12 protein-coding genes are annotated in these 16,257 nt (G+C 45.8%); 5 read left to right on the top strand and 7 right to left on the bottom strand.

Translation table 11 applies throughout. From position 1 onward, the window contains the following. From QT998_RS22855 to QT998_RS22845, 3 genes are all read left to right on the top strand, one after another. Positions 1-1,136, top strand: a 1,136-nt coding sequence (locus QT998_RS22855) for a WD40 repeat domain-containing protein (RefSeq protein ID WP_333117254.1), incomplete at its 5' end; no start/stop codon positions are given. Further along, the gene (locus QT998_RS22850; RefSeq protein ID WP_333117252.1) at positions 1,133-2,257 is read left to right on the top strand and encodes an ATP-binding protein; all 1,125 of its coding nucleotides are present in this window, start codon (positions 1,133-1,135) and stop codon (positions 2,255-2,257) included. The genes QT998_RS22855 and QT998_RS22850, both read left to right, overlap by 4 nt. 282 nt (positions 2,258-2,539) lie before the next feature. Further along, a complete protein-coding gene (locus QT998_RS22845; RefSeq protein WP_333117250.1) occupies positions 2,540-3,121 on the top strand; it encodes a D-glycero-alpha-D-manno-heptose-1,7-bisphosphate 7-phosphatase in 582 nt (193 codons plus the stop codon). Between the two features lie 15 nt (positions 3,122-3,136). Here the strand turns inward: QT998_RS22845 and QT998_RS22840 are convergent, their stop codons facing one another. The 5 genes from QT998_RS22840 to ftsH2 form a co-directional block, all read right to left on the bottom strand. Next, positions 3,137-4,366 (bottom strand): hybrid sensor histidine kinase/response regulator, encoded by a 1,230-nt coding sequence (locus QT998_RS22840; RefSeq protein WP_333117249.1) that lies wholly within the window; start codon positions 4,364-4,366, stop codon positions 3,137-3,139. A gap of 8 nt (positions 4,367-4,374) precedes the next feature. Continuing rightward, the gene (locus tag QT998_RS22835; protein ID WP_333117248.1) at positions 4,375-6,966 is read right to left on the bottom strand and encodes a PAS domain S-box protein; all 2,592 of its coding nucleotides are present in this window, start codon (positions 6,964-6,966) and stop codon (positions 4,375-4,377) included. Positions 6,967-7,227: 261 nt separating this feature from the next. Then, positions 7,228-8,517, bottom strand: a complete 1,290-nt coding sequence (locus tag QT998_RS22830) for an aminopeptidase P N-terminal domain-containing protein (RefSeq protein ID WP_333117246.1) — start codon at positions 8,515-8,517, stop codon at positions 7,228-7,230. A 159-nt stretch (positions 8,518-8,676) separates the two neighbouring features. Further along, on the bottom strand, positions 8,677-9,060 hold the full coding sequence (locus tag QT998_RS22825; RefSeq protein WP_333117244.1) for a hypothetical protein: 384 nt from the start codon (positions 9,058-9,060) through the stop codon (positions 8,677-8,679). Positions 9,061-9,258: 198 nt separating this feature from the next. Then, positions 9,259-11,148, bottom strand: a complete 1,890-nt coding sequence (gene ftsH2 / locus QT998_RS22820; RefSeq protein WP_194069270.1) for an ATP-dependent zinc metalloprotease FtsH2 — start codon at positions 11,146-11,148, stop codon at positions 9,259-9,261. A gap of 322 nt (positions 11,149-11,470) precedes the next feature. On the opposite strand from ftsH2, the gene QT998_RS22815 reads away from it, so the two are divergent. Beyond that, entirely contained in the window at positions 11,471-12,553 is a 1,083-nt protein-coding gene (locus QT998_RS22815; RefSeq protein WP_194008113.1) for a ParM/StbA family protein, read from the top strand. A gap of 20 nt (positions 12,554-12,573) precedes the next feature. Continuing rightward, the gene (locus QT998_RS22810) at positions 12,574-13,095 is read left to right on the top strand and encodes a hypothetical protein (RefSeq protein ID WP_194008114.1); all 522 of its coding nucleotides are present in this window, start codon (positions 12,574-12,576) and stop codon (positions 13,093-13,095) included. 413 nt (positions 13,096-13,508) lie between these two features. Here QT998_RS22810 and QT998_RS22805 read toward each other — a convergent pair whose 3' ends face one another. Both QT998_RS22805 and mgtE read right to left on the bottom strand, forming a co-directional pair. Further along, positions 13,509-14,453 (bottom strand): hypothetical protein, encoded by a 945-nt coding sequence (locus tag QT998_RS22805; RefSeq protein ID WP_333093123.1) that lies wholly within the window; start codon positions 14,451-14,453, stop codon positions 13,509-13,511. A gap of 358 nt (positions 14,454-14,811) precedes the next feature. Then, positions 14,812-16,209, bottom strand: coding sequence for a magnesium transporter (gene mgtE / locus QT998_RS22800; RefSeq protein WP_333093122.1), 1,398 nt, complete (start codon positions 16,207-16,209; stop codon positions 14,812-14,814). Positions 16,210-16,257 lie beyond the last annotated feature (48 nt).

The following is a 16,257-nucleotide window of genomic DNA, read 5'->3' as shown; positions in this document are numbered from 1 at the left end:
TTACTCTCAATGGTCACACCAGTTGGGTATATGCAGTAGCCGTCACCCCCGATGGCAAGCGGGCGATTTCTGGTTCAGATGACAAAACCCTGAAAGTCTGGGATTTAACAACTGGAAAGGAACAGTTTACTCTCAATGGTCACACCAGTTGGGTATATGCAGTAGCCGTCACCCCCGATGGCAAGCGGGCGATTTCTGGTTCAATTGACAAAACGCTCAAAGTCTGGGATTTAACAACTGGAAAGGAACAGTTTACTCTCAATGGTCACACCAGTTTGGTCAATGCAGTAGCCGTCACCCCCGATGGCAAGCGTGCGATTTCTGCTTCATCGGATAAAACGCTCAAAGTCTGGGATTTAACAACTGGAAAGGAACAGTTTACTCTCAATGGTCACACCAGTTTGGTATATGGAGTAGCCGTTACCCCCGATGGCAAGCGGGCAATTTCTCGTTCATATGACAACACCCTCAAAATCTGGGATTTAACAACTGGAAAAGAACTGTTTACTCTCAATGGTCACAGCTCTTCGGTCAATGCAGTAGCTGTCACTGCTGATGGCAAATGGGCGATTTCTGGTTCGTGGGACAAAACTCTCAAAGTCTGGGATTTAACAACTGGAAAAGAACAGTTTACTCTCAATGGTCACACCAGTTTGGTCAATGCAGTAGCCGTCACCCCCGATGGCAAGCGGGCGATTTCTGGTTCATATGATAAAACCCTCAAGGTCTGGGATTTAACAACTGGAAAAGAACAGTTTACTCTCAATGGTCACAGCGGCTCGGTCAATGCAGTAGCCGTCACCCCCGATGGCAAGCGGGCGATTTCGGGTTCATCGGACAACACCCTCAAGGTCTGGGATTTAACAACTGGAAAAGAACTGTTTACTCTCAATGGTCACACCAGTTTGGTCAATGCAGTAGCCGTCACCCCCGATGGCAAGCGGGGGATTTCTGGTTCACTAGACAACACTATCAAAGTCTGGGATTTGTGGAGTGGAAGTGTCATTGCCAGTTTCACTGGTGAAAGTTCGATCGCATCTTGCGCGATCGCCCCCGATGGAGTCACAATTGTGGCAGGCGACGAATCCGGCCGCGTATATTTCCTGCGGCTAGAAGGGATGGAGGAACTAACATGAATTCCTCACCTCTGCCAACTCCCATCTCTACCGCTGCTTACCCAAAAGAATTTCAGCAACTCCTGCGAGAAAAAACCGAGAATTTTGCAGGGCGCAAGTTTGTTTTTTCTGCCATTTCCGACTTTCTGATCTCCCACAGCCGCGGTTATTTCACAATTGTCGGCACTCCCGGCTGCGGCAAAAGTTCCATCCTCGCCCAATATGTCACCGCCCATCCTCGCAGTATCTATTACAACGCTGCAGTCGATCGCAAAAATCGACCTGAAGATTTTCTCGCTTCTGTCTGCACTCAACTGATTGACAAATACCTTGCCGCCAATGCGGAAACATCGGAAATTGTCAAGCTCAAATCGCAAATTCAAAATCTCGAATCCGATGATGGGAGTTGGTTTCTGTCTTTGTTGCTTCAGCAAATTAGCGATAAATTAACTGACAACAAAAAATTAATAATAGTTATTGATTCTGTAGATGCGATCGCCCGCACCAGTCAGCCTCCCAGCACAAATCTGTTTTATCTGCCGAGATATTTGGGCGATCGTACTTATTTTATCCTCGCCCGCCGCCCGTTTTTGAGAGAGAAATCCGGTTTGTTAATTGAAACCCCCTCTCAAACTCTCGATTTAAGAGATTATCCCGCCCAAAATCGGGAAGATGTCCTGAACTACATTCAGCAATACCGATCGACCGCACAGGCTTTAACTGCACCCGAATTCGGCCAACAACTCGCAACTCTGGGCGAAAACAATTTCATGTATCTGAGTCAGATGTTACCTGCCATTACCGAGAATTTACGCCCTGATGCTAATCTGGGAGAGTCCTCACTTGTCCCTGAACTTCCTCCCGGTTTAGCAGCGTATTATCAAAACCACTGGCGACAGATGAGAGGTGATGCTTTATCGGCGATCGAGTTGTCTGTGCTCAATGTTTTGGTACAATCCACAACAGGTTTGTCTGTAAGTGCGATCGGCAATATAATTGATCAGGATGAATACGAGGTTGAAAAAGCGTTAGATAATTGGATCGAGTTCTTAAATAAAAAAGAAATTGGAGGAGAAATTTGCTATAGTTTGTATCATAATAGTTTCCGCGAATGGTTAGGCAAACAATCAATTTTAGAATGACGCTCGTACCTGGATTTTCGCTGTGCCAGCCTATAGTCTTCCTTGTCCAGTCTTCCCGATCCCCCCTAACCCTCCTTAATAAGGGGGGGACAAGAGTAGTCAAAGTCCCAAGCGGAAAAAGAGGAGGACTGGAACACTCAAAGTCCCCCTTCTTAAGGGGGATTTAGGGGGATCTAGACTCGACTATAAACGATAGATACAAAGGTTTTTAGGCTTAAGTTAACCCCAACAAACACTGCCGCATCCTCACCCTAAACCCAATTTTAAAGCAACAATACAACAATGAAACGAGCAGTATTTCTCGATCGCGACGGCGTTCTCAATATCGAAGTAGGCTACATCCACAAAGTAGAAGATTTGCATTTAATCCCCGGAATAGCTGAAGCTGTACGCCGTTTAAATGACAAAGAAATATTTTGCTGTTTGGTTTCCAATCAATCGGGCCCAGCGAGGGATTATAATCCGATTAGCCACATAGAAGCTTTGCACAAACGCCTGTGTCAGTTATTAGAAAATGAAGCAGGAGCGAGGTTAGATGCTCTTTATTACTGTCCTTATTTAAGCGCAGCCGAAGGCGGAACAAACCCCGAATTTACGCGGTATACAACGTGGCGAAAACCAAATACAGGGATGTTGGTAGCGGCGGCTTGGGAATACGATTTGGATTTGCCGAATAGTTTTATGGTGGGGGATAAAGCGACTGATGTTGATATGGCTCACAATGCCGGCTGTACTGGCATTTTGGTGCAGACTGGTTACGGGAAAAGCGTGTTGAGCGGTGAGTATCAGCACCATACTAAACCGGATTTTATTACAGCAAATTTAGCGACGGCGGTTGAGTGGATTTTGCAACACTTTGATTAGTGTTTGTAGTGGCATTTAAGTTTTTTGCCGTTGAGTCGAACAGGAAAGTGCTACGTAAGGAAGGGCGACTGTGAAGGTTGTACCCACGCCCATTTTGCTTTCGCAGGCGATCGCCCCTCCTTGCAAATCCACAGCTTTTTTGACAATGGTTAATCCCAAACCGTTACCTTTAATCTTTCCAGTATTTTTGCAGCGGTAGAACATTTCAAATATTTTTTCTACTTCGGTTTCTGGGATGCCGATACCTTCGTCTCGGATGCGGATAATTAGTAAGGGATAGTTAATATTTGTACATTGAGTATTGGGAAATAAACACTCGCGAGAAAAACAAAAGATAGGTTCTTTGTCTCCATCTCCTGCTTGACTGTATTGCAATTCCAAGCTGACTTGACCGCCGCTGGGGGAATATTTGATGGCGTTGACAATTAAGTTAGAAATAATACAGTGCAACAATTGTTGATCTAAAATCGCGCTGGTAACGTCAGACGGGATGAATTTTAGTTTGTGCTTGGCTTCATTTCCTAACTGCAGTTGATCCAGCAAATCTTGACAAAATTCGACTAAATTTATCGGTAATGGATGGGATTTGAGTTTACCTGATTCTGCTCGGCCCATGAACAGCATATCGTCGATTAGCTGGTTCATTTTTTTTGTAGCTGAATTCACCAGCCGCAGGGTTCTGACTTGGGCTTCATCATTGCTACGATCGCGATCGAGCTGTAGGAGTTCTGCAGATATTAAAATTGCGTTGAGCGGATTCCGCAATTCGTGAGCAGCCATTGAAATATACTGGTTTTGGCGGTACGACTTTTCTTCCACCCACTCTCTCGTTGCTTCCGAAGCTTTAAGAGATTCTCGCATCTTAGCTTCGATTTCGTGTCTGTGCAGGGCAATCTCGATCGCCACCCGTAAATCATGTTGTTGAAATGGTTTGATAATATAACCAAATGGGTTTGTAAGTTTCGCTCTTTGCAGCGTTTTCTCGTCGGCATAAGCTGTTAAAAATACTGTTGGTACATCTACCTTGGTTCTGATTTGTTCGGCTGTTGTTATACCATCCATGTTACCTTTAAGTACGATATCCATCAGCACTAAGTCTGGCCGTTCTTCTGCAACTTTTTCCAGTGCTTCTTCCCCTGAAACAACCGTAGCTGTTACTATATAACCCAGTTTTTTCAACCTGCCTGCTATGTCTTCGGCGACAATCACTTCGTCTTCGACCACCAAAATCTTTATAGGGTTCATATTATTTTTTAAATGCGCCGTCGATAAGACAACTCAGTGAAACTAATATCGTAACAAGTTCCGCACTTACTGTCAATCACAAGAGTTCCATCTAATTGGTTGGTCAACATCCGCACTAATCGCAATCCTAAAGTTTCGGTATGTTCTATGTTAAAACCTGCAGGGAATCCTCTGCCGTTGTCTTGAATACTTAAGTGAAATTGCTGAGAAGTTGTGTCACGATGAAAATTAATATTAATTTCACCTGCCAAACTTTCGGTAAAGGCGTATTTCAACGAGTTAGAAACCAGTTCGTTAATAATCAAACCGCAAGGAATTGCTGTTTCTATATTTAAAGAAATTGGGTCAACGTTGACATTGAATTGGATGGATGTATTGCCGTAACCAAAAGATTGATACAAATTGGCAAGCAAATTTTCAACGTAGGGCGGGAGATCGATCCGATCGAGATTGTCGGATTGATAAAGTTGCTCGTGAATCAAAGCCATTGAATGGATGCGGGTCTGACTTTCTTCAAATAAAGCTAGCGTCGGTTCGTCTTCAATGTATTGAGCTTGTAATTGCAGCAGGCTGGAAACTACCTGCATATTATTTTTGACTCGGTGGTGAATTTCTTTCAGCAATACTTCTTTTTCGTGGAGTGCTGCTTGGATGCGGGCAGAAGTCAATTTGCGATCGCTAATATCTTCACAAATACCAGCGATGCGGTAAATATTGCCCGATTCGTCGTAAATAGGAAAAGCTCGATCGCAAACCCAGCGAATAGTGCCATCTGGCAAAAAAATCCGATATTCGGTACTGCTGGACTCGCCCTGCAACACTCGCCCCATTGCCTCGTCCAACAAATGTTTATCTTCTGGATGCACACAATTCATCAATTTTATCGGATCTGCATACAATGCTTCGCGGCTGCGCCCCCAGATTTGTTCGTAAGCTGGACTTACATACAACAAATCGGTCAACTCAGCAGAAACTAACCAAAAGGAATCTTGGATATTTTCTGCTAGCTGGCGGAAGCGTCCTTCACTTTCACGGAACGCTTTTTCTACCTGTTTGCTTTCGCTAATATCTTCGGCAATGCCAACAACGCGGTAAACTTGACCAGCTTGATTGGTAATCGGAAAAGCCCGATCGCGAATCCAGCGAATTTCACCATCCGGTCTAACAATTCGATATTCCGTCTCATCTTCAGCTACAATTTTTTTAGCGAATTTAACAACAACGCGAGAGCGATCTTCTGGATGGAGGGAATCCGCTAAAAAGTGTCCGCCAGCATACAATTCAGCACAGCTTCTGCCCCAAATTTTTTCGTAACCCGGACTAATATAAATAATTTCCTGCGGTTGAATGCCTACCATCCAAAACACGCTTTCAATGTTTTCGGCTAGCTGTCGGAACCTTTCTTCACTTTCTTTCAGTGCTGCTTCAGCTTGTTTGCGTTGTCTAGCTGCAACCACCGCAGCGCTAATATCACGCTGTACGCCAAAATACCCCACGATTCTTTCGAGAGAATCGTAAATACAAATATAGTCGCCTTCTACCCAAATTCTCTCCCCGTCAAACTTGCGATTGTCATTTTCGATGTGAACTCTACCAGCATCAAAAAATTGCCTGAATATCTCTCTGCTCTTTGGCAAGTTGTGGGACAAAAAAAAGTTAATTGTTTTGCCAATCAACTCTTCCCGAGTAGTTTCGTATTGAGCTATCAAAGCATGATTTGCCTTCGTTACCCGCCCGTGAGTAAATACGTAATCCAAAACTTTTTCTTTGTCAACTGTATCGTCCCAGTGCACGGGTTCGTCCAGCATCATAAAGAAAAAGCCATCTAAAGATTGAGAGAAAAACAATTCTAGCTGTTCCTGGCTTTGCCGCAGAGCTTCTTCGACGCGCCAGCGAGAGAGAATTTCTTCCTGCAATAGATTGTTGGCTGTTTTCAAGTCTTCAGTGCGCTTTTTATATTTAATTTCTAGCTGATTTTTGATTTCTTCCAGCGCTATTTCTGCCTGTTTCTTTTCGGTAATATCTTGAGTAACGACCATGCCTGCGAAAATTTCTTCCCGGTCGTTTTTGACGGGAGCAATTGTTGTTGAATAAACGTGATCGCCGTATTTATATTCAAAATTATTCTCTTTTCCTGCCAAAGCCGCGCGATATGTAGTCTCAAAAAGTGGCAAATCTTCAGGTGGCGATACTTCCCACAATGTTTTGCCTTCCAACAGTTCTTTGGACAAACCAACTACTGCCAAACCTTGACCGTCAACCAGAGTATAGCGCAAATCGCGATCGAACAAAAACACCGAGCCATTCGGATAATGTTTGATCAGAGTTCGGTACATTTCCTGGCTTTTTTCCAGAGATGCGATTAACTCAGTGCGCTCGTCGGCGAGATTCAATTCAGTTACACAGTCAGCAGAGTTGGAATTTTCCAATGCTTTAAGTTGTGCTGCTAATTTCTGGCACAATTTTCTCTGCTGTTGCAAATCTGCTTCGAGTTGCTGAATTTTTGCGCTTTGCTCTGTTACTAATGCTTCGCAGGTTTCGAGAGGTCGATTCCCTACGGGATAGTTATGCCGTGCGTTGTCTGTGGGATCAATACACATAAAGGCTCTTTGTTTGGCTGTTGGTTGTTGGTTGTTGACTGTTGGCTGTTGGCTGTTGGTTGTTGGTAATTCGGAATTATAACCAACAAATAATAAATAAATAAATAAATAAGAAATAAGCTGTCGCGCCTTTAAATTGTATATTCAGGGCGAGCGGGAAACCCCACTCATTGTTTAATTTTTTTTAATATACAATTAAAAGGCGGCAACTGCCAACAGTCAACAGTCAACAGTCAACAGCCAACAGTCAACAGTCAACAATCATTTAGGAACTCCCGCTGTTAATACTTCGTGATTGTCAACTGTCACCAAGACATCATCTTCAATTCTCACACCAATACCGCGCCATTTTTCAGGAATCTCCGGCTGTCCTTCTACGGGTTTAATATAAGGAGAAATATAAATCCCCGGTTCTACGGTCAGCACTTGTCCCGCCTGCAAAACTTGCGAATTTTCGCCGTACTGATAAACGCCGACATCGTGTACGTCCAATCCCAGCCAATGTCCGGTGCGGTGCATATAAAACGGCTTGTATTTCTCCTCTTTAATTATCTCTTCAATGTCGCCGACCAAAAGTTTTAAATCCATTAAACCTTCCACCAAAACGCGCACTGCTGTTTCGTGAATTTTACTGTAAGGATTTCCCGGATATACTTGACTGATTGCCTGCAATTGTGCTTGCAAAACTAAGTCGTAAATAGTCTGTTGTTCGGCGGTGAATTTGCCGCTAATAGGAAAGGTGCGAGTAATGTCGGCGTTGTAGTAGTCGCAAGCACAACCGGCATCTATTAGCAGCAAATCGTTTTCCTGCATTTGGCGGTTGTTTTCGATGTAGTGGAGGACGCAGGCATTGTTACCGGAGGCGACAATGGAAGGATAAGCGGAAGTGGCACCGTTCATGCCAAAAATATGTTCGATTTCTGCTTGAATTTCGTATTCGTACCTGCCAGGTTTTGCGAATTCTTGGGCGCGGTTGTGGGCGATAACTGAGATATTAGCGGCTTTTCGCATTAATGCTAATTCTGTTTCGCTTTTCACCAGCCGCATCGGGTGTAAAATGATGTTGGAATCTTCGATTGCTGTTGGGCCTGTACCGCGTTTCGGGTAGGTTGCCATCAATCTTTGCCAGTGATTGAGGATTGTTTGGTCGAAATTCCGATCGCGCCCGAAGTGATAATATATGCGATCGGCCTTTTCTAAAAATTTTGGCAATTTTTCGGCCAGTTCGGCGATGGGAAACGCTTCATCAGCGCCGTACAGCTCCTTAGCGCCTTCTACTCCGGCGCGATAACCGTGCCAAGTTTCTTTTTCCAAGTCTTTTGGCTGCACGAAGAGGACAAATTTGTGTTCTTCGTGATGCGGTGCGAGCACTGCTACCGCCCCCGCTTCCTTGAAACCTGTTAAGTAGAAAAAATCGCTATCTTGTCGGTAGGCGTATTCAACATCGTTGTGCATGACGGCTGCGGGGGCGCTGCGAAATATCGCGGTTCCGCTGCCAATTTTTGCCATTAAATGTTCGCGTCTTTGTCGGTATTCGCTGGGGTTAGTCATCCGATTTTAGATTTTAGATTTTAGATTTTAGATTGAGTTTAATATTAACATTCGGCGGTTTCAACCGCTTTTACACTGAAAAAACCCGCAAGTCAAGGGTTGAGGATGCGGATATCGGCGATCTGTTTTTTTGTTGGTCTACTGATTGTTGTATTTATGCTATTGTTCGGCGATCGCCAATTGACAACTATAGTCTACCAGCCGAGACAAATATGAGTTTGTGCGATCGACCAAAGTCCATCTCGGATCGAAATTCGACCAATTTTCGCCATCTTCGCTAATTCTGACTGTTCTAAACTCTCGCGAATTGCAGTTAACTTCCATTTGCACCAGCATTTTCTCGTTACTAAACTGCTGAGTGCCTAAAATAATTCTGACGGGATAAGAAGGAGCACCGGGAATATCGGATTTGCTTAATTTTACGCTGCTGGGGTCGATGCAAATATCTACAAAACATCTTAATTTTTCGGCGCGGGCGCTCAAAGTATTGACGAAAATTAATGTTGAAATTACTATCAAACAAATCGATGAATTCTTAATCATATAGTTTCTTTTGAGCGAATTTTATTCGCCCTGAATATTCGCCTTGAACTTTTTAAAGTTTCTTTTGAGTCGGCGGTTGAAACCGCTGCTAAACAGACAAAACCCGCCTGCGCGGGTTGAATTTCTTTACACCGCGCAGGCGGACTTTGTTTGTGTAGTCGCGAATTCTATTCGCCCTGAATATTCGCCTTGAACTTTTTAAAGCTGAGGAACGTACTGTTCTTTTTCGGGAACAAAAGTATATTCAGAGACGATCAGGCGCAACTCTTCGCCGTCGATGGTTTCTTTTTCAATCAGCAAATCGACTAAACGATCGACCACAGTGCGATTTTCGCGAATAATGCGGCGGGCATCTTCGTAACAGCGATCGACAATTTCCCGGACTTGTCCGTCAATCCGAGAGGCAATTTCTTCGGAATATTCTGATCGCGCCGTGTAGTCGCGGCCGAGGAAAATTTCGCTTTGCTGAGCTTCTAGGGCGATCGGGCCCAAGGTAGACATCCCGTAGCGAGTAACCATTTGGCGGGCCATACCGCTGACTTGCTGCAAGTCGTTGCCGGCACCGGTGGTAACTTCAGCATCACCGAAAACTACTTCTTCGGCTGCGCGGCCGCCCAAAGCACCGCTAATCCGGGCTAAGATTTGCGATCGAGAAATCAAACCTTGGTCTTCGCTAGGCATGAACCAAGTCAAGCCGCGAGCTTGTCCGCGAGGGACTAAGGTAACTTTTTGCACGGGATCGTGGGCTTGAATCAAAGTACCGACGACGGCGTGGCCGATTTCGTGGTAAGCAATCAAACGCTTGCTCTTGCTGTCCACCAGCGGCGTGCCTTCCATACCTGCTACCACGCGATCGACTGCATCGTCAACTTCGAGCATCGTAATCGCTTCTTTGCGGCGTCTCGCTGTTAAAATCGCAGCTTCGTTGAGCAAGTTAGCCAAATCAGCACCGGTAAAACCAGGAGTGCGGCGGGCGATGGCGTCCAGAGAAATCTCTGTAGACAGCTTCTTGTTGCGCGCGTGAACTTCCAAAATTTCCAAGCGGCCTTTGATATCCGGCGTATCTACGCTAACTTGGCGGTCAAAACGTCCCGGACGCAGCAGCGCTGAGTCGAGCACGTCGGGGCGGTTCGTGGCAGCAATGATGATAATCCCAGTATTGCCCTCAAAACCGTCCATTTCGGTCAGTAACTGGTTCAGGGTTTGTTCCCGTTCGTCGTTACCGCCGCCGATGCCTGCGCCGCGCTGGCGGCCCACTGCATCGATTTCATCGATAAAGATTATGCAAGGAGCGTTTTCTTTGGCTTTTTTGAACAAGTCGCGGACGCGGGATGCGCCGACACCGACGAACATTTCCACAAATTCTGAACCGGAGATGCTGAAGAAAGGCACGCCGGCTTCGCCTGCGATCGCTTTTGCTAGCAAGGTTTTACCGGTTCCGGGAGGGCCTACTAGCAGCACGCCTTTGGGAATCTTCGCCCCTACTGCGGTGAAGCGTTCGGGTTTTTTGAGGAATGTTACGACTTCTTGAAGTTCTTCTTTGGCTTCCTCTACGCCTGCTACGTCGTCGAACAGTACGCCTGTTTTAGCTTCCATTTGAAAGCGTGCTTTGGATTTGCCAAAGTTCATCGCTTGGCCAGGGCCTCCGGGCACGTTGCCACCGCCGCGGCGGAAGAGGAAAAACAGCCCTCCGACTAACAAGAGGGGAAATACTAGATTGCCTAAAAGTCCCCAGACTGCGCCGTCGTTCCGCAGGGGATGGGTGTCGAAGCTGATTTGGGAGTCTCTTAGCCTAGAAACGAGTTCCGGGGAATTTGATGGCAAGTCCACCCGCCACCGCTGCTCGCGATTGTCTAATTCGGGATCTACGGCTAGGACGATCGCCGTCCGACCTCCGTCGTACAAATCAACGCTGGTGACTCGACCGGCGTTTAAGTAATCTAAGAATCGACCGTAGCTTAAGCGTGTGCTGGCGGTGTTCTTACTCATTTCTGCTGGGGATGGGGCAAAGGCTCCCTGCCACAAGAAAAAGCCGATTACCAGGGCGGGTAAAGTCCAAAGTAGTATAGTTCGCCAAGAAATTTTCATAAATAGGGATGCCTTGAATTGGGGACAGATCGGGTAAGAGCGCGGTGCCTCAGGAGCGGGACAAAACTTTACACTCAGAATCTTAACTAAATTTAACTTAACAATGCACGATCGGGCAACAGGCCTTGCTCGCGATCCCTAGAAAAAAAAGTTAGGTTAGTTACTGCAACTGCGATCGTCCCGAATATAATGTTTGGTGCTGATTTCGATACCGATATAGGTAGAGTTAAAAGAATCGCCTCAAAACCCACTGTCTTTAAGCGCGGCAGTGTCAAGGGATAAGGCATGATAATGGTGAGGCTCAGTGAGGTAACACATTTCGATGACAACTAGACAGCTTGTTCCTAATTCGGCTATGCTGACGCAGCAGACTAAGATCGCTTCTCACAAATCGATTATTAGTGCTGATTTGGGTCGTACTGCAACTAAAGCTTGCGTAAGTCGCAACCCAAACGGCGTTGTTTTTATCCCCGCCAACGTGGCTAATATGCCAGTGGAAAAGGTGCGGGGCGGCAGCTTTGAGTCCAAAGCAACAGACCCTCTGTTGGATATGTGGCTGGAGTACCAAGGCAAGGGATACGCGATCGGTCAACTGGCTGCAGACTTTGGCGCTAATCTCGGCGGCGCAGACCAGTCGAAAGTAGTGGATGCTTTGGTTAAGGTTTTTTCCTGTGCTGGATATTTCCAGATGAAGGGCGAAATGGCCGTAGTGCTGGGTTTGCCTTTTTATTCCCAGGATCAGTTTGAAAAAGAAAAGGAAGAGATTATCAGCCAACTTCGCTCTCCCCACGTGGTGGTCTACCGAGGTGAGCGCGTGGAAATTGACATCCGCCACGTTTGGGTGATGCCGGAAGGATTCGGCAGCCTGATTTGGTGTGAGGCTCAAGACAATAAGGAGTTTACGCCGGATTTACCGGAACTGTCGGTGGCTGTTGTCGATATCGGACACCAAACTACTGATTTGTTAATGGTCGATCGTTTCCGGTTCGCCCGGGCGGCTTCTAAGAGCGATTCTTTCGCCATGAACAAGTTCTACGAACAAGTAGCCTCCAAAATTCCGGGGGCAGACCCTCAATCTCTGTCTTTACTAGAAGCGGTGAATAAACCAGAAGGCGAGCGTTTCTACCGTCCGAGAGGAGCGACTAAGCCGACTAACTTAGATCCGATTATTAAGGATTTGCGGGAGGCTTTCGCTAACGAACTATCCGAACGTTTAGTGCAGTGGCTGCCAGAACGGGTGACGGATGTGGTTCTGACTGGCGGTGGCGGCGAGTTTTTCTGGGAGGTACTCCAACCTTTGCTCAAAGATGCCAATCTTAAGGCTCACTTGGCTCAACCTTCTCGGAAAGCTAATGCTTTGGGACAGTTTATTTATGCTGAGGCTCAGCTAGCCACAATTAAGTAACGCATTAAGGCTTGAACCCTATGGCACTGTGGGCAAAAAATAAGGCGAATTTCTCGGTGGCGTTTACTGAAGATGCTGCCGATCAAACTTTACTGGCCGCTATTGAAAAAGAGTTGGCTTTTACGAAGTATCAGACTTTCGGCAATCTCTGCAAGCAAGCTTTGTGGCAGTTTTTGTCTGTATCTGAGTCTGCTGGCTCTACAACAGATAGCTTTCAGCGCTTGGAACAGCGTATAGCTGAACTTGCGGTCAAATTTGCTGAGTTCGAGCGCCATGTTTCTGCTGAGGAATTAAGCCGTTTGGAAGGACTGGAACATCACCTAAGTCAACTGGGCGCGCAGTTGGATCAGTTGCAGGGAAGTGTTAACAGTAAGTTTGCTCAAGTTTCTTTTGCCCCAGTTTCAAAAGTAGTAGAGCCTGACTCGATTAAGTCTGATTCTGTGGCGGATGATAATGTCATTTCTGATGCTGAGGTTGGGCCTCGTCGGGAGTCCGATCCTTTGTTGGAGCGTTTAAGTTCTTTGTTACCGCAAGATTTCTAGTATGAGGTAGAACAAGGCTATCGGGCCTTGAGATTTGATGTTAGCGATCGGCTGTTGACAGTCGGTACTAGAATAAATAAAGTCGATCGCTCTTTTGAAAAAAAGGCGATCTTTTTTTATTAGTTATTAGTTATTGGTTATTGGTTATTGGTTATTGGTTATTGGTTATTCGTTATTGGTTATTAGTTGGTAGGGGCGGTGCCCCGTACCCGCCCTCAGTTGTTAGTTGTTAGTCATATCAAATCTATTGGCATCGGAATAGTAAATTAACTGTTAACTGTTAACTGTTAACATCATGTATGAGTGCAACCGGAATTGATATCATTAGTCTCGATATAGCGGTTCTCAATTTTCGTGAAATAGTAACCAATGCCCTGTTTTGCGAAGGCCCTGTTTGGTCAATTCCCTTGATATTATTCGATCGATCCTAGTTTTTGTAAGCGAGAACGAATAGCAGCCGGCTGTCGCTGAAATCTCTGAGCTAATTCGCCAATTTGTTGACCGCTAGCATATTCTTTCTGCAAATTTTCGTCTTCATCCTGACTCCACTTTACATAAGCTCTGGGATATTTTTGGCGAATTTTCTCGTTCTGGTTTTTAGGTCGATCGGCATTATGCTGCATCTGAGAACTGTCAGACTCCAAATTCGAGCCACCAGCGTTCAACTGCGGGTTGATTGCACCGCCACGACTAGCTACAGCTTCCTGTATGCGGTTGGGAATTGCAGCAATTTCTTGAGCAAGCTCGACCAAAGCATTGTCTGCTTTTTGCTGAATTTCTGTTAGCTGCCGCTGCTGCAAACTGCCCCACTGCGGCAGTTCGTTGATAAACTGCTGCAAGTCGAGAATGATTGTTGTCAAAGTTTCGATTTGTTGCAACTCCGGGCGCTGTTTGAATTGGCGACTGGTGACTTCGATATCGCTTTGAATCATTTTAATCGTTTTTTCTAAAATGATTAGTCGCTGGCGCAGGTTCTCAATGGCGGAAATTAGAGAGTGTACGTTTTCTCCCGATCCAACATTGAGGTTTTCGCGAGATGTTTGGCCTAGGGCTTCGTCTAGGGTATTTACAGCAAGTTGCAATTGCTCGATCGCGCGATCGGTAATAGTTGCTTGTTGATTTACACGATCGAACACAGCCGCCGTACTTGTTTTAACTTGGCCGTGCAGCTTCTGCCGGTTCACAAAATTCAACACCAGCGAAATCACTACAGGCACTTCGACATAAACGCCCTGCTGCCAAACCAAACTAGCAGCCAATCCCGCAGCCGAAGCAGCAAGAAAAACCAATTCAGCAGTGTCTAACAAATTGCTAGGCTGGGATTTTTTGATTGTAGTTGGTGAATTGGATGGTGACATAGGCTAATACCATTTTTGATTTTTAATTGTTGATTGGGAATGACCGAGGTCGATGGGAGTTTGGAGTTTGCCTATAATTCAATACAGTTCACTTAACATATTTATGCCCCGGAGATCCCCCTAAATCCCTTAAGAAGGGGAGTAGGGGTTGACTTTGAGGGGATTATTGTTCCCCCCTTTTTAAGGGGTGTGCCAGGGAGATCGTCTTAAGTAAACCGTATTGGCCTATAATTGCATGATTTTTAAATCAACTATAAATATTCAGGTAAAAATAAAGTGCGATCGGATGCAGACCGTGAATTGAGCAGCGGTGAAAAACAAATTAAATTTTTTATTAACCGTCATCTCATTAAATATATTAAATCTGCAAAATTGCCCGAGCTAAAGAGAAATAAATCAAAACTCCGAGGACATCAACGGCGGTGGTAATAAAAGGAGCAGACATTAAAGCTGGGTCTAAACCCAAAGAACGAAATAGAAACGGCAGAGATGAACCGGCAAGAGAAGCTAAAATTGCGATCGCCAACAAACTGACTCCCACTGCGATTGCGACTGCTAAATTCCCTTGCAGAGTGTAAGCCCAGCCCGTTGCTACAGTCCCTAATATAGCTCCTAACAGCGCTCCCGCCATCCCCTCGCGCACAATTACTTTAAACGGGCCCATAGCCGTAATTTCGTCAGTGTTCAAACCGCGAATTATAACTGTCGAAGACTGGGCACCGACATTACCTCCAGTGCCCGTCAGCAGAGGAATAAAGGCTGCTAGGGCGACTACTTGCTGCAAAATATCTTCTTGCGCTCTAATAATTGCCCCAGTGACTGTATTGGTTAAGAGCAGAACAAACAGCCACACGACCCTTTTGCGAGCAACCGTGATCAAATCGGTCTGAAAATAATTGTCGCCGCCGGACTGGACACCGCCCAAGGTATAAATATCTTTATCGGCTTCTTCTTCTAAAATGTCGATCGCATCGTCAACGGTAATGATCCCCACAAGACGCTGTTCGCGGTCTACAACGGGTACTGCTAAAAAATCGTAACGCTGGATCAGCCTAGCTACTTCTTCTTGATCCGTTCCAGTCTGAACAGAAACTACATCGCGGGTCATAATTTCGCCGACAGTTTTGTCCAGGGGAGAAGTGACTAAATCCCGCAAGGATAAAATGCCCGTCAGGCTGCGGGCTGCGTCGGTGACATAAAGAGAATAAATTGTTTCAGTAGTTCTAGCCAAAGAGCGAATTCGGTCTAAAGCTTGGGAGACGGTAAAGCTTTCCTTGAGAGAAATGTATTCTGGGGTCATGATCCGGCCGGCGGTACTGGCTTCGTAACCCAAAAGTTGGGCCGTAGCTTCGCGTTCTGTTGGGCTCAATTGACCTAAAAGGCGGCGGACTAATATCGCCGGCAGTTCGTCAAACAGTTTTGCTCGATCGTCCGGCGACATTTTGTCTACAATGTCGAGGACTTCTTGGCGTTTGAATTTTTCGCAGAGGGACTGCTGAACGCTGGAGTCGAGATATTCGTAAACTCCGATGGCTTCGTCTTTGGAAAGCAACCGGAAAGCTATTACTTGCATGGTTTCTGGCAGGCCTTCGATCGCTTCAGCGATGTCCGCCTCCTGCACCGGATGCAAAATCGCTTTTGCTCCTTTAAAGTCTCCTTGTTCTAACAAAGCCCTTAACTGCGATCGAACTAATTCCCGCAGTTCTTTTCGCGCATAAGTGGGAAGCGAAGACGATTGATAACTTTTTTCTGTCACTGATGACCCTCCTAATGCCCTTTTCGCTTTTCGATTTTCGCATAGAAG

Source organism: Microcoleus sp. S1D4 (assembly GCF_036700765.1).
GTDB lineage: Bacteria > Cyanobacteriota > Cyanobacteriia > Cyanobacteriales > Microcoleaceae > Microcoleus.
This window is presented reverse-complemented; position numbering and strand designations above follow the sequence as displayed.